We start from the raw sequence: 17,333 nt of genomic DNA, 5'->3' as shown, positions 1-17,333 counted from the left end.
AAGCGGGAGGCTGCAGCCCTGTAACAGCCTGCTGCGGAAGCAGGCATTCTAGTCCGCGGCCGGCTCCGCTCCGCGCCGGAAAGCGGATGGCGGGCATTTCATCATTTTGCGGAATACGCGAATGAAATAGCTGATGTTGTCGAATCCAACCTCTAACGCGATGTCGGATATTTTGCGGTCGGTCTGCAGCAGCAGGTTTGCCGCTTGGCGGATGCGGTAGCTGTTCATGTAGTCGACGGGAGTCTGGCCGGTCATGGATTTGAAAAAGCGGCAAAACTGCCCTTCGCTCATCGGGATTTGCCCGGCCAGCTCGTGCAGCCGGATGGGCTTGTCGTAATGCTGCTGAATATACAGCAGCACTTTTTTAAGCCGCTCCATGCGGGAGGCGGAGCCGCTGCTGACACGGCGGTCCTGGGCAAGACCGCTGGCGGCAAGCTCGTGCAGCATCAGCAGCAGATGGCCTTTTGCTGCGGCTTCATAACCCGGCTGCCGCCGGGCACAGCTGTCCATTATGGCCTGCAGATGGGCAAGCAGGCTGTCTTCCGCAGCGCTGCCGGGACGGATCAGCCTCGGGAACGACGCTTTCCGTTCCTGAAAGGGCAGCACAGTCTGCTCCTGAATCGCATCGTAATGGGCGCTGGCCAGCAGATGCGTGCCAAATACAAACGCGAAAAAACGGCAGCCTTCACTGCCCAAGGCATGCCCGGCATGGATATCGCCGCCGTCGATAAAGACAGCTTCGCCGGCTTTCACTTCAAAAAATTGCTCGTCCACCTGAAACAGGACGCTGCCATCGAGCACACAAAAAAATTCGGCTTCTTCATGCCAGTGGCAGTCGACAACATGTTCGCCTGGTCCGTAATCGAACCAGTAGGTGCCGAAGGGCTGCAGCTGCTCGCCATGAATGCGGTTTTCCTTCAGCATTTGCTTAGAGATGGAATCCATAGGATGCCTCCGTCAATATTGTGCTATAAATTTGTTCGATTCTGTTAGATTTGAATGTTATACGTCATTATCATGTCATTATAACGGTAACCGCTTACAGATGGAAGTATACGGAACAAGGGAGAGTGCTCACGATGAAATTTACGGACGGCAATTGGCTTATCCGCGAAGGTTTTACGATAAATCCGGCGGTCCAGGCGCATGAAATAAAGCGGGCAAATGATACGTTAACCGCCTACGTCTCAACGACACCGCTGCCGGGGCGCGGTGCCATGATTAATACAACGCTGCTTACGTTTATGTTTCATTCGCCGGCTCCCGGCGTGATTGGCGTCAAGCTGATACATTTTGACGGATTAACGGACAACGGACCGGGTTTTGAGCTTCGTGCGGGTGACGGAAGTTACGTCTCCATAACGGAGACGGAGGAGGAAGCGGTTCTGACAAGCGGCAGCTTGTCTGTCCGCATTAGCAAAGGAAACGCGTGGTCATTTGCTTTCTACAGGGGCGATGAGCGCCTGACGGGCAGCGGCTTTCGATCGCCGGCTCATATTACGGATACGGGCGGCAGCGATTATATGCGGGAAGAGCTTGATCTTGGCGTAGGCGAATGGGTGTACGGGCTTGGCGAACGGTTCACCGCTTTTGCCAAAAACGGTCAGGTGGTGGATATTTGGAATCAGGATGGCGGCACAAGCTCGGAGCAGGCGTACAAAAACATTCCGTTTTATGTAACAAACAAAGGGTACGGCGTATTCGTTAACGATCCGGGCGGCGTATCCTTTGAAGTCGCGTCCGAGAAAGTGAAAAAAATTCAGTTCAGCGTGCCGGGACAATCTGTCGAATATTTTGTCATCGACGGCCCCGAACCTAAAGAAGTGCTGAACAAATATACGAATTTGACCGGCAAGCCTGCCCTTCCGCCGGCATGGTCGTTTGGCTTGTGGCTGTCCACATCGTTTACGACCAACTATGATGAGGCGACGGTGAACTCCTTTGTTGACGGCATGGCGGAACGGGATTTGCCGCTGCATGTGTTCCATTTTGACTGTTTCTGGATGAAGGAATTTCATTGGACCGACTTCAAGTGGGATGAGCGGGTTTTCCCGGACCCGGTCGGCATGCTGAAACGCCTGAAGGAGAAAGGGCTTAAAATTTGCGTATGGATTAACCCGTATATCGGGCAGCGCTCCCGTTTGTTTGCGGAAGGCAAGGAGCGGGGATACCTCGTCAAGAAGCGTGACGGCGGCGTATGGCAATGGAATTTGTGGCAGCCGGGCATGGCGCTTGTGGACTTTACGAACCCGGCCGCCTGCGAATGGTATGCCGGTTACTTGAAGGAGCTTGTCGATATGGGTGTCGACAGCTTCAAAACCGACTTCGGCGAGCGGATTCCGGTCGATGTCGTTTACCATGACGGCTCCGACCCGGCGAAAATGCACAATTATTACGCCTTCCTATATAACAAGGTTGTGTTTGATACATTAAAAGAAAAGCTTGGCGAAGGCGAAGCGGCCGTGTTCGCTCGCTCCGCAACAACTGGCGGCCAGCAGTTCCCCGTCCATTGGGGCGGTGACTGCTATGCGGACTACGGCTCGATGGCCGAAAGCTTGCGCGGCGGCTTGTCGCTGGGCCTTGGCGGATTCGGCTTCTGGAGCCACGATATCGGCGGGTTCGAAAATACGGCTCCGGCCCATGTCTTTAAACGCTGGCTGCAATTCGGCTTGTTGTCCAGCCACAGCCGGCTGCACGGCAGCACTTCGTACCGCGTTCCGTGGGCGTATGACGAGGAGTCTGTCGAAGTGACACGCACATTTACGAAGCTGAAGGCGCGCCTGATGCCGTATCTGTTTGGCGCGGCGGTAGAGGCGGCACGGCTTGGCGTTCCGGTTATGCGCGCCATGCTGCTGGAGTTTCCGCAGGATCCGGCTTGCGAGCTGCTGGACCGCCAATATATGCTGGGCGACGGCTTGCTTGTCGCACCGGTATTCAGCGAGTCCGGGGAAGTCTCATACTACTTGCCGGAAGGCCGCTGGACGCATCTGCTCACCGGCGAAACGGCGGAAGGCGGCAAATGGCGCAAAGAAACGTACGGTTATTTGAACTTGCCGCTGTTTGTCCGTCCCAATACGATCGTTCCGCTTGGCGCCAATGAGAACCGTCCGGACTACGATTACGCGGACGGCGTGCAGCTTGCCATTTACGCGCTGGAGGACGGCGCTTCGGCTGCACGCTCTGTGCCGACTGTGAAAGGCGGCACCGCATTAACGGTTCAAGCGTCCCGCGAAGGTTCCGTAATTGTGGTGACCGCCGCCGGCGAAGGCAAGCCGTTCAGCATTACGCTGCACAGCATGGGCGAAATCGCCTCCGCCGAAGGCGCGGCGCTTGACGGCGGAACGATCCGGGCGGATGCTTTTGAAGGAACGCGCACCATTGTAATCAAGCTGAAATAACGGTGAACTTTTGCAGCTCCAGCCCCAGCTCCGCCATGATGAACCCAAACCCTGATTTTCCGCTTGCTTGGGAAAATCAGGGTTTTAGGCATGAGCAGAAGTTTCAGCACTCTAGCGCAAATATAAGGTATGATAGATAAGTAGAGAAGAAAGCGCTTGATCGGGCGAAAGGGGCGTCAACGCTTGCTGAACAGACTGCTGAAAAAAACGAACAATTTAAAGCTAAAGCATAAGCTGATTGTATCTTATATATTGATTGTTCTGATCCCTATTATGATCGTAGGCAGCATCATTACGTATTATTTTCGGCAGCAGACGCTGGAGCGGGCGGTCGAGCAGGCGAGCAATAACGTCGAGAAGCTGAGAATCCAGACAGAGACAATGCTGAAGGTGCCGCTCAAAATATCCGATTCGCTGCTGCTGAACGAGAAGATGGCGCAGACTGTCAACACGTCGTATCCGGACGCGCTGGAGCTGACGAAGTCCTACCTCAGCTTCACCGATTTCCGGACATACAAGGTGCAGTACAAAGAAATTTCCGGGGTCCGCATTTATTTCGATAACCCGACCTTAGTGAATAATTTGGAAATTATTCCGGCAACGCCTGATGTGAAAGCGTCTTCTTGGTATCAGGAGGCAATGGGCACCCGGAGCGTCAAATGGATGTATGTCGAAGGGGAGCCGGATGCGCCGGTGAAGCGGCTGTCGCTTGTGCGGCAAGTTTTATTCAGTGACTATCATACAAGCGGAGTGCTGCTCGTTATGATGAATCAGGACGAGCTGAACCGGATGCTGACACAGGAGCCGTTCGAAACGATGATTACGGATCAGAACGGTTATGTAGTAGCGGCCAAAAACGCGGATATGGTCGGTCAAACGATGCAGCAGCTTGGACTGGGCAACAGCTTCGGCAAGCTGGAGAAAGGGACGTACAAAAAGGTCATTAACGGGAAGGAATCCTACGTCGTTGTGGATTCGGTGCAGACAGAGTCAAGTTTGGATGAGCTGAACGTCATTTCCTTGTTTAATACGAAAAGCATCGTAAGCGATGCCAATAAGGTCGGGCTGCTCGGGATGGGAATCATACTGCTTGTACTGCTCATCGCGCTTATATTCGTCTATACCGTCTCCTTTATGACCAGCAAACGGCTGCTGCTGCTCAGCCGCAAATTCAATAAGCTTGCGCTTGGCAACTTGAATGTCGTCTCCCAAATTGACGGAAGCGATGAAATCGGCCAGCTGTCCAGGCAGTTCAACTATATGGTTGAAAGCATCAGCATGCTGATGAAGCAGGTAGTGGAAGCGACGGAGCAAAACAACCGGATGGAAATCGCGCAAAGGGAAATTAAGCTGAAAATGATGGCAAGCCAAATTAACCCGCATTTTTTGTTTAATGCGCTGGAGTCGATTCGGATGAATGCGTATTTGAAAGGCGAGAAGGAGCTGGCCAACATTGTCCGGCTGCTCGGCAAGCTGATGCGCAAAAATTTGGAGATCGGCAGGGAACACGTCACCATTAAAAATGAGATGGAGATGGTTTCTTCATATTTGGAAATCCAGCGTTTCCGTTATGAGGACCGGCTGGAATTTGAACTTCAGATCGATCCGGGACTGGGCAGCCTTCATATTCCGCCTCTCATTATTCAGCCGCTTGTGGAGAACGCCGTCGTTCACGGGCTGGAAAACAAAGACGGCGTTGTCACGATTCAAGTGAAGCTGATTGTGGCGGACGGCAGCCTGCATGTCTGCGTAGAGGATAACGGCTCCGGCATGTCCGAAGAGAAGCTGCAGGAAGTGCTGTTGTTCATTTCCGGCCCGGAAGAGGACAACAACCGGATCGGGCTGCGCAACGTGCATCAAAGGCTTGTGCTGACGTATGGCGAAGCCAGCGGGCTTCAGATTGAAAGTGTGTACGGCGAAGGCACAACGATGCGGTTCTATGTTCCGCTGGAATTGTTAACGGCTATTTGAACATGCGGCATGAACCGTAATTTGAAATCAGGTCTAAAGGCGCACAACAGGTGCTTAAGAGGCATCCGGAGTGCGCTTTTTTTGCTGTTCATCTCTAATTTTTACATGGTTTTATATCCAATAAGTCGGGTAGTTCGCAGAGCGGACGACAAGCTATCATAAAGGTATAGCAGAAAGGGGGATCGTCCCTATGGAAGCGCTGACAACGAATAATGAAAGCGTTACCGTTAAACCGCGTAAAAAAACGGGCTTCTGGCGCAGTGTTATCCGGCAAAAATATTTGTATTTGATGTCCATTCCTTTTGTCATTTGGCTGTTTGTTTTTAACTACTTGCCGTTATGGGGCTGGACGATGGCATTTCAGAACTATAAGCCGTCCAGATCGTTTGGCGAGCAGGAATGGGTAGGGCTTGACCAATTCAGCAGGCTGTTCCAGGACGACCAGTTTTATCTTGTATTGCGCAATACGCTGGCGATGAGCCTGATGGGCCTGGTTGTCGGATTTTTGTTTCCGATTGTGTTTGCGATATTGCTGAATGAAGTAAAAAATATGGGCTTCAAACGGATTACCCAGACGGTTTCGTATTTGCCCCACTTCGTATCGTGGGTTGTTGTAGCCGGCATTATTAGCAGCATGCTTTCGTTGGACGGAATCGTCAATCAGCTGCTTGTCTGGCTGCACATTCTGGATGAGCCTGTCCAGTTTATGGCCAAAGGCAAATGGTTCTGGGGAATTGTCACCGGCTCGGATGTGTGGAAGGAAACCGGCTGGAACGCCATCATCTATTTGGCGGCGATCACCGGCATCGACAAGGAGCTGTATGAAGCGGCGCGGGTAGACGGCGCCGGGCGTTTCCGGCAAATGTGGAACATTACGATGCCGGGCATCCGTTCCACTATCATGGTGTTGTTCATTATGTCCATCGGCCATCTGCTCAGCATCGGGTTCGAGAAGCAAATGCTGCTCGGCAACAGCCTCGTGTCCGACTACTCGCAGGTGCTTGACCTATACGCCTTAAACTACGGCATTAAAATCGCCCATTTCTCTTACGGGACGGCTATCAGCATGTTCAACTCCGTCATCAGTATTATCCTGCTGTTTACAGCGAACGGCTTGTTCAAAAAATTCGCGAAAGAAAGCATCATGTAAGGGGGAGGACATATGGCAGGCAAAGCTTTTAACCTTACCAGAAGCGAGCGGGTTTTCAACATTGTCAATTATACGCTGCTCGGCCTTGTGCTCGTCGTGACGCTTTATCCGTTTCTGAACGTGCTGGCCATATCGCTTAACGATTCTACGGATACGGTACGCGGCGGCATTTATATATGGCCAAGGCAGTTTACGCTGGACAACTACAATACGATATTTGGTTACACCTCCTTGATTCAAGGGTTTAAAATATCCGTTTACCGGACGCTAATCGGCACCGTGCTTGGTCTGATCAGCTCCTCGATGCTGGCGTATACGTTAAGCCGCCCGGATTTTAGAAGCCGCAAATTTATTTCCACTTTTCTGGCGTTAACGATGTATTTCTCCGGCGGCATGGTTCCGGTCTATATTCTGATGCGCGACCTGCATCTGATCGGCACGTTTGGCATCTATGTGCTGCCGGGTATTGTAAGCGCCTTTAACGTATTTGTCATCCGTTCATTTATCGACGGCTTGCCGTACGCGCTGCAGGAATCGGCCAAGCTGGACGGCGCCAACGATTTTCAAGTGTATTACCGCGTTATCCTGCCGCTCTGCAAGCCGGTGCTGGCGACCATCGCCTTGTTCCTGGCGGTTGGGCAGTGGAACTCCTGGTTTGATACGTATTTGTACAATGGCAATAAACCCGATTTGACGACGCTCCAATACGAGCTGATGAAAATATTGGACAGCACGCAGCAGGGCAGCGCCATGGCGAACGCCAACGATTTGGCCAACCAGATGGCGCAAGTTTCGCCGGAGTCGATCAAGATGGCGATTACGATCGTCGTTACCGTTCCGATCCTTGTCGTCTATCCGTTTCTGCAGCGGTATTTTGTAGGGGGCATGACGCTCGGAGCCGTTAAAGCTTAATGGTACAGCACGATAGCATTGGTATAACCAGGCAGACTGCCTGTTGTACAATACAGCTTTTTATATATTGTTAAAGGGGATGAGAACATGAGATGGGGGAAATTCCAGCCGTTTGCCGTACTCACGTTGACCGGGATGCTGCTGCTCAGCGCATGCAGCGGCGGCAATAACAATGAGAATAAAAATAACAGCAGCAATACGGCTCCCAGCAATAACGGAGGCAGCGCAAGCACGGATCCGGCTAATACCGCCGCCGATACATCGCCGGTTACGTTCTCGTTTTTTGGCGCTGACACCAGCCCGAACTGGAACAATATGCAGGATGAAGTAGGCAAAATGATTACTGAAAAAACCGGCGTAACGCTTAATGCCGAGTTTGACGTAGGCAGCGGCGGCGGTCAAAGCAAAATCGCGCTGATGGCGGCAAGCGGCCAATATCCGGACCTGATTTATGCAAAAGGCGAGCTCGGCAAGCTGGTCGATGCCGATGCCATTATTGATTTGACCGATCTTATTGATAAATACGCGCCAAACATTAAAAAGATTTTCGGCGACAATATGAACCGCCTGAAATACAGCAAAGATAACCCGGCAATCTATTCCATTCCGACCAACGTCGGCGTTAACCAGCAAGTATTCGATGCGGGCGGCGGCTTTGAAGTCCAACTGCGCGTATTGAAAGAACTGGGGTATCCGCAAATTAAAACGTTGGATGATTACGAAAATGTGCTGAAGGAATATGTAGCCAAGCATCCGACGACAGACGGCCAGCCGACCATTCCGCTGACGCTGAATGCGGATGACTGGAAAATTATGATTACGGTGACAAACCCGGCGTTTCTGTCGACAGGCGCGCCGGACGACGGCGAATATTATGTAGACCCGTCTACTTACGAAGCGAAGCTGCACTACAAGCGCCCGGAAGAAAAGGATTATTTCCGCTGGCTGAACAAAATGTACAACGAAGGACTGCTGGACAAAGATACGTTCGTGCAAAAGGATGACCAATACCAGGCGAAAATCGCCAGCGGCCGCGTGCTTGGCTTGATCTCGCAGGAATGGGAATACGGCAATGCCGAGAACGCGCTGAAAGCGGCCGGCAAAAACGATTACACGTACGGCCATTTCCCGGTGACGCTTAATGACCAGTACCAAGACCATGAAATGCAGTCGGTTGGCGTAGACGGCTACGGCATCAGCATTACGAAAAACACAAAAGATCCGGTCCGCGCCATCAAATTCCTCGACTGGCTTGCATCGGACGAAGGCCAAGTGCTCATCAACTGGGGGATCGAAGGCAAACAGTACAACGTACAAGACGGCAAACGCGTAATTCCGGCGGATATTCAAGACAAAAAAACAAACGACAACGCCAACTTCACCAAGTCGACCGGCATCGGCCTGTACGGCGTATTCACCGCTCATTACGGCGACGGTGTCAAAGATCCAAGCGGCAACTATTACACGACGAACTTCCCTGAGCAAATTCAAGCCAGCTACTCGGATGCAGAGAAAGAAGCGCTGAAAGGCTACAATGCGACAACGTGGAAAGATTTGTTCCCTAGCGAAACCGATCTGCCGGTCAAAGAGTGGGGCGCGCTGTACAACATGCAGGTTCCAACCGACGGCGATTATCAAGTAATTTATCAGAAAACGCAGGACATCGTCCGCAAACGTATTCCGGAAGCGGTGCTTGCGAAACCGGGCGACTTCGACAAAGTGTATGACAGCTTCCTGGCCGAGCTGGATAAAGCCGGCGCGGCGAAGATGGAAGCGGAGTATACGCAGCTGGTTAAAAACAGAGTGTCGCTGTTTACAGGCAAAGACATTCAATAATAAAAAGCGAAACAAGGCAGCCGTTCCCGAAAGGACGGATGCCTTGTTTCGCTTTGGGCAGCTGAAGCTGCTGCGGGAACAAATTAGCGGCTTAACAGCTCGCCTTCGCCGCGGATGGCTGCGCCTTGATGCTTTACGTTGGGATGAAAATATCCCGTTCCTTCAAATATAGCTCCGCTGCCGGACCCTGCTGTGACATGAACAAGAATGTTCTCGCTGTCGGCAAACCATTGAAGCAGCTCCGTATCCTCTATATGATTTACATCCAAATACCATAACGCCGATCCGTAATCTGTTACGATAACCAGCTCGGCTGATGTAAAAGCGAGCCGCCTTGTTTGGCCGGCAAACTGAATTTCAATTGCTGTAATGATGAAGGTTTCCATTGTTTATGCCTGCCTCCTGCCTGCTTCCGATGTTTGCCGCAATAAGCGGATTAACACGATGGATCATTGTACGATTGTATCAAAAATGACGGCTGCCTTGGAAGAGGAACGAATATCTACTAATATAAAGCTATTGGAACAAAATGTAAGGAAGGAGAGCGGCTTATGTATCGGATTACGCCGTTTGGGGACAGGGCGGTAACGATAACAGCAGCGGGTACGGACAGTCGTACGGCGATAGCGGCTGCTGCCCGGCTGCTGAGCCGGCTGAACGAGCCGTGGCTGACGGACATTATTCCTGCCTATGAGACGATAACCGCCGTCTACTGCCCTGCGATGCTGCCCGAGCTGGCGCGAGGAGCGGCGGAAGCCAGCAGCCGGCAGTCTGCTTTCCGCTATGTATCGGAGAAGCTGCTGGCCTGTCTGGCTGCTTCGGATACTGCCGAATATCAGGCCGCAGAAAACCGTACAGTCCATATCCCGGTTTGTTATGGCGGGGAATACGGGCCGGATTTGGCGGTTGCTGCCGAGCAGGCAGGCTTGACCGAACAGCAATATGCCGCAGCCCATGCACAAGCTGAATTTACAGCGGCTATGATCGGATTTATGCCGGGATTTCCTTATTTGGCCGGACTTCCTGCGGAACTGGACCTGCCGCGCAAGCAGGAGCCTCGCATGGCGGTGCCGGCAGGCTCCGTCGCTGTTGCGGCCGGGCAAAGCTGCATTTATCCGCTGCAATCGCCGGGCGGCTGGCAGTTGATCGGAAGAACGCCGCTTCAGCTGTTTGATGCGAACCGTGAAGAACCGGCCTTCATTCGGATAGGGGATCATGTGAAGTTCGTGCCGGTTTCCAGGCAGGAATACGGCCTCTTGCTGCAGCAAGAGGAGCGGGAAGCTTTGCAGCGCCGCACAGCCGGATTGGCTGCTTCTGCGGCGGATTCCGATCAGCATGACGGCCGGATCGGGCTTGAAGTTATTAGGCCGGGATTGTCCGCAGCTATACAAGATCAGGGCAGGGCTGGCTTCCGGCATATCGGCGTAACAGGCGGTGGGGCTATGGATTCCTATGCAATGCGCATAGCGAACAGTCTGGTCGGCAACAGCCGCGGAGCCGCCGTGCTGGAGATGGAGCTTGTTGGCCCTGAGCTGGCAGTCCGGCAAGATTTGCTTGTGGCGATATGCGGGGCGGATATGGAACCGCAGGCAGACGGCGAGGAGCTGCCGATGTGGCGCCCTGTGCTGCTAAAGCGCGGCGTCACGCTGCGTTTCGGCTCCGCCGTAAGCGGCTGCCGCGCATATCTTGCGGCAGCCGGCGGTTTTGGCGTGCCTGCGGTTATGGGCAGCCGCAGCACCGATACGCGCGCCGGCTTCGGCGGTTTGGCCGGCCGGCGGCTTGCGGCTGGCGACGTTTTGCCTTGCGGCGCCGCCGGAGGCGGGGTTGCCCTGTCGTCCCGGGCAACCGCCATGGTGGCTGCGCTGGAGCAGCGGCGCGCCGCCAGCGCTACACCGGCCGGCCGCCCGCATGGCTGGGCGGCCGCGCCTTGGTATGCGCCGCCGGGAGCGTATGCCGGCGGCAGCGGCGAAGACGGCATCGAGTTGCGCGCGATGCCGGCAGAGGGGCGGCTCAGCGAAGCCGCCGCCTTGTTCCGGGAGCGGTACATCGCCGCTCCCGCATCGGACCGGATGGGGGTCCGCCTCGCTGGCCTCCCGATAGCAGACGCGCCGGGAGCGGAGCCGCTGTCGCGCGGGGTTATTCCCGGCGCCGTGCAGCTTCCGCCCGGCGGCCGGCCGATTGTGCTGGCCGCCGACTGCCAAACAACCGGCGGCTATCCGGTCATTGCGCATATCGCTTCCGCCGATATGCCCCTGCTCGCTCAGGTGAAACCGGGGGATACGGTACGGCTGAAAGAAATTTCGGCGGAGGAAGCGCAGCAGCTGGACCTGCAGCATGAACGGCAGCTGCGGGCGCTGGAGCTGGCGGTGCGGAGCAAGCTTCTGCGGACGACTGCTGCGTATTGACGGCGTAAATAGCATGAGGAATGGAATTTATTAATAAGCTTACTAAAACAAGCTGTTTAGGAGATTGCGATTACGATGAGGAAGATTCCATCAAACGCGTTAACCGTTGATTTGAACTGCGATTTCGGAGAAGGCTACAGTTTGTACCGGTTTGGGCAGGAAGATGAGCTGCTGGCTGTGGTGACCAGCGTCAATATCGCCTGCGGTTTTCATGCCGGCGATCCTCATACGATGCGGGAAACAGCCGCCAAAGCGGCAGCCGCAGGCGCAGCGATCGGCGCTCACCCGGGATTGCCGGACCGGCTTGGCTTCGGCCGCCGGGCTATGGCGGTTACGCCGCAGGAAGTGTACGACTTTACGCTTTATCAGCTCGGCGCCCTGCAAGCTATTGTGAAGGCGGAAGGAGGACGGCTGCGGCATGTAAAGCCGCATGGCGCTTTGTATCATATGGCTGGTGCCGATGAAGCCATTGCAGAGGCTGTTGTGAAAGCGTCGCTCGCGATTGACGCTCAGCTGATGATGTACGGGCAATCCGGCAGCCTGCTCCTTGACGCAGCAAGCAGGCTTGGCATGGCGGCCGTATCCGAGGTGTTTGCCGACCGGGCGTACGAAGCGGACGGCAGCCTGGCGCCGCGGTCGAAGCCGGGGGCAACGCTCACAGATCCGGAGCAGGCTGCCAAACAGGCTGTATCGCTTGCCGCCGACGGTTTTGCGTATACGGCCGGCGGCGGGCGTGCAGCGGTGCAAGCCGATACGATCTGCCTGCACGGAGACGGCCCGCATGCGGCGGTTTTTGCCCGGCATATTAAACTGGCGCTTGAAGCTGAAGGCATCCTGTTAGCTCCGCCTCAATTTTTGCAATCGAAGGGGGAATAGAAGCCGTGAACGAAGCAAGGGTGTTTTTGTACGGCACGCTGCTGCCGGGGCAATCCAACCATCATATTGTAAAACCGCATGTCATTGAAGCGGAAATCGGGGCAATTGAAGGCCGGCTTGTCGACTTTGGCGGCTATCCGGCAGTTGTGCGGGACGGCACAACAACGCTTGTGAAAGGGCAGTGGATCAAGGTCGGCAGAGCAGGACTTGCGGCAATGGATAAGCTGGAGGAGTTTTACGGCTACGAGGAATCTAACGATTATTTGCGCGTATGGGTAAGAGATGCCGTCAGGAAGCATATCGGCGGATGGGTGTACATTTGGGAATCCGACCGGGGATGCCCGACAATCCGGACCGGATACTGGCCGGATCACTATAAACGCAAGATGGAAAAAGCCGATTAACTATCGGCTTTTTCCTTTTCTTTGCCGGCCGGCGCCGGTCCGCAAGCTTTATTCGGTTCCGGTATCTTTTTCGAAAGCAATGAGCGTAATCGGGGTTCCGTGCCGGGCGGACAACTTATCCTCCAGCTCCCGAATGGATTCGACCACTTCCGGGTCATTTTCGAGCTCCGCAAATTTATACTGATCGTTAAACATGGCTACTTCTCCTTCGTATTCGGAAAAATGTAAAGCAGGCTACTGTCAGCTTCGGCAGGAAAGGTACCCGATATACGCTCTCCCAGGCCGTCCGTCCGCTAGTTTGTCCTTTTCTTTCAACTCTTGTACACTTGTATAGGACTTCAAGAGACAGGAAGTGAGAGGAATGAAATTATACGGGCAGCGATCGTTTATACGCGGTAAAGCTGCTGCCGCGCTTGTTTTATTGTTAATACTCGGCGTCAGCGCCTTTATGTTTCCGGTTTATTCATCCGCATCATCCGTACCGTCAGTATTGTCAGTGTCTTCTTCGGGTGTGCCGGCTGCGCCTACGGCTGACGGCAGCCGTCTTGCCGGACAGGAGGCCGTTCGGGCGCAAGAGGGTGTACTGCTTGGCGGACAGGAGGCCGTTCGGGCGCAAGAGGGTGTACTGCTTGGCGGACAGGAGACCGCTCTAGCGCAAGAGGGCGTGCTGCTTGGCGGACAGGAGGCCGTTCGGGCGCAAGAGGGTGTACTGCTTGCAGACAATGAAGATTATGATCCTCATAAGCAGGTGGGCCATGAGCATCACGAAGCGGCCGACTCCGCCCAGTGGAACTTTGGCGATCTGCTGTTTTATGCAATCCGGATTATATATTATGCCGCTTTATTGACGGCAGCCGGTTTGATGTTCTGGTTTTCAGGCATCAAAAAGGATAATAAGGTGCAGCGCGATGTGCTGGGCAGATGGGCGTATACAAGCCTGCAGTCCTTTGTGCTGGCGGCGCTTATGTTTGTATTTATCAATTCGGCCAAGCTGATGGAAGGGCAGGAAGGCGGCGGGGCCGAATGGCTCCGGCTGTTTACGGAGACGAAAGTCGGCCAGTCCTGGCTTGCAGTACTGGTGCTGGCGCTGCTTGGTTTTGCTGCGTTTAAGCTGCCGGACCCGGTCAAGGCGGTGTGGGGGCTTCTGCTCACAGGGGCCGAGAGCTGGAACGGCCACGCGCTTGCTGCATCGCCGCAGACGTTAGCCGTCGTGCTTGATTTTGTCCATTTGATCTGCGCTGCTTTATGGGTAGGCGGCTTGCTGCTGCTTGCTGGTTTGTGGGCCAAGGAGCGAAAGGAAGCCGGGCGGTTTGCCGAAACCTTTACCGGTACGGCGACTGCCGCTATGGCAGCGCTTGTCGTAACGGGAGTTGGCATTTCAATTATTTTGCTGCCTGGATGGTCCTCTTTGTTCTATACGAATTGGGGCAGGCTGCTGACGGCTAAAACTGTGCTGGTGCTGGCGGTGCTTGTGGTCGGGGCTTTGCTGCGCAGCAGAGCGCGCAAGCGGCAAATGCCGAGGAAGGCGCTTCTTGCGGCAGATACGTCGCTGATGGGCGCAATTATTATTATTGTAGGCTTGTTTACGTATATGACGCCGGTTCCGACCGGCGAAGCGGTGGCGTTTCACCAGATGGGCGAAACGATGCATTATACGTTTAACCTGACGCCTAATACGGTGGGCGATAATAAAGCTACATTAAAAGTATGGCTTCCGGAAGCGCTGGGCGCTCCTGCGTCCGTCAAGTTGATTATCCGTTCGGCTGACAGCAAGCCTGGCAAAACGATGAATATACCGCTGGCTCCGTTCGACGACAAAAGCTACGAGTCGTTTGAAGGTTTTACGCGGACATCGTACGAGTCGGAGCGCTTTTCGATAGCCGATCCCGGCAACTGGGTGGCGGAGATCGAAATTACCAGTCCGGCGGGCGAGGTAACGGTGAAAGATATTCCATTCCGCAACTATTAGAATCCTTTAGGGGGCTGCTAATACGGTTCAGTAACAACTAGGGAAGGTTCGAAGTAGAACATTCGCACAGAAATAACTAGTAAGCTTCGCAGTTGAACATACGCACAGAAACAACTAGTAAGGTTGGCAGTTGAACATTCACACAGTAACTACAAGTGAGTTCATAGCTAAACATTCGGTATCGTAACAACTAGTGAGAAAACATCTGGTTCAGCAACACTAGGCGGAGTCGTAGCTGCTCTAATTTTTTACTAGATTATAGTAGTTGCTGAGCGCTCGATCGGTTGCACTTTGTAACGCAAACTGCAAATATGCAGTTAATTTTGCGCGAAAAAGGCTGATTTTAAGGATTAACTGCAAATATGCATTTGTTTAGGCTCGTTTTTGCCATATTTGGCCTATATTCGAGAAATTAACTGCAAATATGCATTTGTTGCCTGCTAATGCCCTCATTTTGAAAAAAACAACTGCAAATATGCAGTTGAGGGCCAGCGGCTGTCTGGTGACGCAAAAAGCAACAAAGTTGCTCACCCTCGGGGCAGCAGCTCGTTCGTGCACAGCCGCCGCGCCCAGCGCACCGCGCTACGTGCAGCACAGCCGCCGCGCCCAGCGCACCGCGCGCCACCTGCGGCGCAGCCGCCGCGCCCAGCGCACCGCGCACCACCTGCGGCACAGCCGCCGCGCCCAGCGCACCGCGCGCCACCTGCGGCACAGCCGCCGCGCCCAGCGCACCGCGCTACGTGCGGCCCAGCCGCCGCGCCCAGCGCACCGCGCTACGTGCGGCCCAGCCGCCGCGCCCAGCGCACCGCGCCACCTGCGGCGCAGCCCGCGCCAGCCTACGGTTGCAACAGCAAGCGCAAACGCATATAATAAGCAATAGTGTTTGTTTGGTTATACTGCTTATAAAGCGAAGATGGAGACAAGTAGGGAGCGCTTGCGCACAGGGAGGAACCGCCGTTGATTGAGAGCGGGTCCGCGGGGAACAACGCTTGCCGAAATTCACTCCGGAGCAGACGCCTGAACCGAGCCTCGCGGCCGGCAGTAGGGATGATCCGGTTTCCCGCCGTTAACGGGATTAGAGGAATTGCAGCTTGCCGTCCTTGAACGGCATGGCCATGTGCCTAGCATTCGCAAGCCCGGCATTACATGTGTAGCATCGCATGCCTGGTATTGTAGGTCTGGGATTCACATGACCAGCATGACCATGGTGTGTGGCATTCACTTGCTCAGCATGGCCAAAGCATCGTCCAGCATGCAGCTGATGCCGGACAGGCAATTCGAACAAGGGTGGTACCACGGTCTTTTCGTCCCTTTCGGGGAGAAAAGGCCTTTTTTGTATGTCTACAACATTAATTGCCGGAGGCGAAGAACAATGAAGGAACGTTTGGAAGCTTTGCGCACGGAAGCGCTGCAGGAGCTGGAAAACGTGCAAAGCCCGCAGCAGCTTGGGGATTTGCGAGTCAAATATTTGGGTAAAAAAGGCGCATTAACTGAAATTTTGCGCGGCATGGGCGGCTTAAGCGCCGAAGAACGCCCGATTATCGGGCAAGTGGCCAACGATGTGCGTGCCGCAATCGAAGGCGTTATCGACGCCAAGCAGGAAGCGTTCCAGCAAGCGGAGACGGAAGGCCGTCTGCGCGAGGAGACGATTGACGTGACGCTGCCGGGCGTACGCCAGACGGCGGGGGCGATTCATCCGCTGAACAAGGTTGCGCAGGAGATTGAAGACATTTTTACAGGCATGGGTTATACGATTGCCGAAGGCCCGGAAGTGGAAACCGACTTCTATAACTTCGAAGCGCTTAATCTGCCGAAAAACCATCCGGCCCGCGACATGCAGGATTCCTTTTACGTAACGGATGACATTCTGATGCGTACCCATACGTCCCCGGTTCAGGTCCGGACGATGAAGCAAATGAACGGCAAGCCGGTCAAAGTTATTTGCCCGGGCAAAGTATACCGCCGCGACGACGACGATGCGACTCACTCGTTCCAATTCGTGCAGGTGGAAGGGCTTGTCATTGATAAAAACATCCGCATGAGCGATTTGAAAGGCACGCTGCTCCAATTCGCGAAGCAAATGTTTGGCGCACAGACGGAAATCCGCCTTCGCCCAAGCTTTTTCCCGTTCACGGAGCCTAGCGCCGAGGTTGACGTTACTTGCGTAAAATGCAGCGGCCACGGCTGCCGCATGTGCAAGCAGACCGGCTGGCTCGAAATTCTCGGCTGCGGCATGGTGCATCCGCGCGTGCTGGAGATGGGCGGCTACGATCCAAACGAAGTGAGCGGCTTTGCGTTTGGGATGGGGATTGACCGGATCGCTTTGCTGAAATACGGCATCGACGACATCCGCCATTTCTATACGAACGATATCCGGTTTTTGAACCAATTCGCGAGAATGTAACGGGGAAG

13 protein-coding genes are annotated in these 17,333 nt (G+C 54.4%); 10 read left to right on the top strand and 3 right to left on the bottom strand.

From position 1 onward, the window contains the following. Nucleotides 1-48 precede the first annotated feature (48 nt). Nucleotides 49-945 (bottom strand): AraC family transcriptional regulator, encoded by an 897-nt coding sequence (locus ET464_RS09785; RefSeq protein ID WP_129440447.1) that lies wholly within the window; start codon nt 943-945, stop codon nt 49-51. 134 nt (nt 946-1,079) lie between these two features. Here ET464_RS09785 and yicI point away from each other — a divergent pair, with 134 nt between their 5' ends. From yicI to ET464_RS09760, 5 genes are all read left to right on the top strand, one after another. Further along, the gene (yicI, locus tag ET464_RS09780) at nt 1,080-3,398 is read left to right on the top strand and encodes an alpha-xylosidase (RefSeq protein WP_129440445.1); all 2,319 of its coding nucleotides are present in this window, start codon (nt 1,080-1,082) and stop codon (nt 3,396-3,398) included. Between the two features lie 183 nt (nt 3,399-3,581). Beyond that, nucleotides 3,582-5,369, top strand: coding sequence for a sensor histidine kinase (locus tag ET464_RS09775; protein WP_129440443.1), 1,788 nt, complete (start codon nt 3,582-3,584; stop codon nt 5,367-5,369). 190 nt (nt 5,370-5,559) lie between these two features. Further along, nucleotides 5,560-6,519: an ABC transporter permease gene (locus ET464_RS09770; protein ID WP_129440441.1), complete on the top strand. Its 960-nt coding sequence runs from the start codon at nt 5,560-5,562 to the stop codon at nt 6,517-6,519. Nucleotides 6,520-6,531: 12 nt separating this feature from the next. Next, nucleotides 6,532-7,431: a carbohydrate ABC transporter permease gene (locus ET464_RS09765; protein ID WP_129440439.1), complete on the top strand. Its 900-nt coding sequence runs from the start codon at nt 6,532-6,534 to the stop codon at nt 7,429-7,431. 87 nt (nt 7,432-7,518) lie between these two features. Further along, nucleotides 7,519-9,267 carry an ABC transporter substrate-binding protein gene (locus ET464_RS09760; protein WP_129440437.1) on the top strand — a complete coding sequence of 583 codons (1,749 nt, stop codon included), beginning with the start codon at nt 7,519-7,521 and terminating at the stop codon, nt 9,265-9,267. Between the two features lie 83 nt (nt 9,268-9,350). On the opposite strand, the gene ET464_RS09755 is transcribed toward ET464_RS09760, so the two are convergent. Then, the gene (locus ET464_RS09755) at nt 9,351-9,653 is read right to left on the bottom strand and encodes a hypothetical protein (RefSeq protein WP_129440435.1); all 303 of its coding nucleotides are present in this window, start codon (nt 9,651-9,653) and stop codon (nt 9,351-9,353) included. Between the two features lie 165 nt (nt 9,654-9,818). Between ET464_RS09755 and pxpB the strand changes: the two genes are divergently transcribed. The 3 genes from pxpB to ET464_RS09740 all read left to right on the top strand — a co-directional run bounded on the left by pxpB (nt 9,819) and on the right by ET464_RS09740 (nt 12,952). Next, the gene (gene pxpB, locus ET464_RS20590) at nt 9,819-11,672 is read left to right on the top strand and encodes a 5-oxoprolinase subunit PxpB (RefSeq protein WP_129440432.1); all 1,854 of its coding nucleotides are present in this window, start codon (nt 9,819-9,821) and stop codon (nt 11,670-11,672) included. A 75-nt stretch (nt 11,673-11,747) separates the two neighbouring features. Beyond that, the gene (locus ET464_RS09745) at nt 11,748-12,548 is read left to right on the top strand and encodes a LamB/YcsF family protein (RefSeq protein ID WP_129440430.1); all 801 of its coding nucleotides are present in this window, start codon (nt 11,748-11,750) and stop codon (nt 12,546-12,548) included. A 5-nt stretch (nt 12,549-12,553) separates the two neighbouring features. Then, nucleotides 12,554-12,952 (top strand): gamma-glutamylcyclotransferase family protein, encoded by a 399-nt coding sequence (locus ET464_RS09740; protein WP_129440428.1) that lies wholly within the window; start codon nt 12,554-12,556, stop codon nt 12,950-12,952. Between the two features lie 48 nt (nt 12,953-13,000). On the opposite strand, the gene ET464_RS19805 is transcribed toward ET464_RS09740, so the two are convergent. Further along, the gene (locus ET464_RS19805) at nt 13,001-13,147 is read right to left on the bottom strand and encodes a hypothetical protein (protein ID WP_165279966.1); all 147 of its coding nucleotides are present in this window, start codon (nt 13,145-13,147) and stop codon (nt 13,001-13,003) included. Nucleotides 13,148-13,313: 166 nt separating this feature from the next. On the opposite strand from ET464_RS19805, the gene ET464_RS09735 reads away from it, so the two are divergent. Both ET464_RS09735 and pheS read left to right on the top strand, forming a co-directional pair. Continuing rightward, nucleotides 13,314-14,921: a CopD family protein gene (locus ET464_RS09735; protein ID WP_129440426.1), complete on the top strand. Its 1,608-nt coding sequence runs from the start codon at nt 13,314-13,316 to the stop codon at nt 14,919-14,921. 1,372 nt (nt 14,922-16,293) lie between these two features. After that, nucleotides 16,294-17,325: a phenylalanine--tRNA ligase subunit alpha gene (pheS, locus tag ET464_RS09725; RefSeq protein ID WP_129440423.1), complete on the top strand. Its 1,032-nt coding sequence runs from the start codon at nt 16,294-16,296 to the stop codon at nt 17,323-17,325. Nucleotides 17,326-17,333: the final 8 nt, after the last annotated feature.

This window comes from Paenibacillus protaetiae, assembly GCF_004135365.1.
Classification (GTDB): Bacteria; Bacillota; Bacilli; order Paenibacillales; family Paenibacillaceae; genus Paenibacillus_AP; species Paenibacillus_AP protaetiae.
This window is presented reverse-complemented; position numbering and strand designations above follow the sequence as displayed.

Excerpts from the sequence above, each read along its gene's own strand:
- ET464_RS09735 (WP_129440426.1), top strand. The coding sequence starts at position 13,314 with ATGAAATTATACGGGCAGCGATCGTTTATACGCGGTAAAGCTGCTGCC.
- ET464_RS09785 (WP_129440447.1), bottom strand. The coding sequence starts at position 945 with ATGGATTCCATCTCTAAGCAAATGCTGAAGGAAAACCGCATTCATGGC.
- ET464_RS09760 (WP_129440437.1), top strand. The coding sequence starts at position 7,519 with ATGAGATGGGGGAAATTCCAGCCGTTTGCCGTACTCACGTTGACCGGG.
- ET464_RS09745 (WP_129440430.1), top strand. The coding sequence starts at position 11,748 with ATGAGGAAGATTCCATCAAACGCGTTAACCGTTGATTTGAACTGCGAT.
- ET464_RS09770 (WP_129440441.1), top strand. The coding sequence starts at position 5,560 with ATGGAAGCGCTGACAACGAATAATGAAAGCGTTACCGTTAAACCGCGT.
- ET464_RS09765 (WP_129440439.1), top strand. The coding sequence starts at position 6,532 with ATGGCAGGCAAAGCTTTTAACCTTACCAGAAGCGAGCGGGTTTTCAAC.
- pxpB (WP_129440432.1), top strand. The coding sequence starts at position 9,819 with ATGTATCGGATTACGCCGTTTGGGGACAGGGCGGTAACGATAACAGCA.
- yicI (WP_129440445.1), top strand. The coding sequence starts at position 1,080 with ATGAAATTTACGGACGGCAATTGGCTTATCCGCGAAGGTTTTACGATA.
- pheS (WP_129440423.1), top strand. The coding sequence starts at position 16,294 with ATGAAGGAACGTTTGGAAGCTTTGCGCACGGAAGCGCTGCAGGAGCTG.
- ET464_RS19805 (WP_165279966.1), bottom strand. The coding sequence starts at position 13,147 with ATGTTTAACGATCAGTATAAATTTGCGGAGCTCGAAAATGACCCGGAA.
- ET464_RS09755 (WP_129440435.1), bottom strand. The coding sequence starts at position 9,653 with ATGGAAACCTTCATCATTACAGCAATTGAAATTCAGTTTGCCGGCCAA.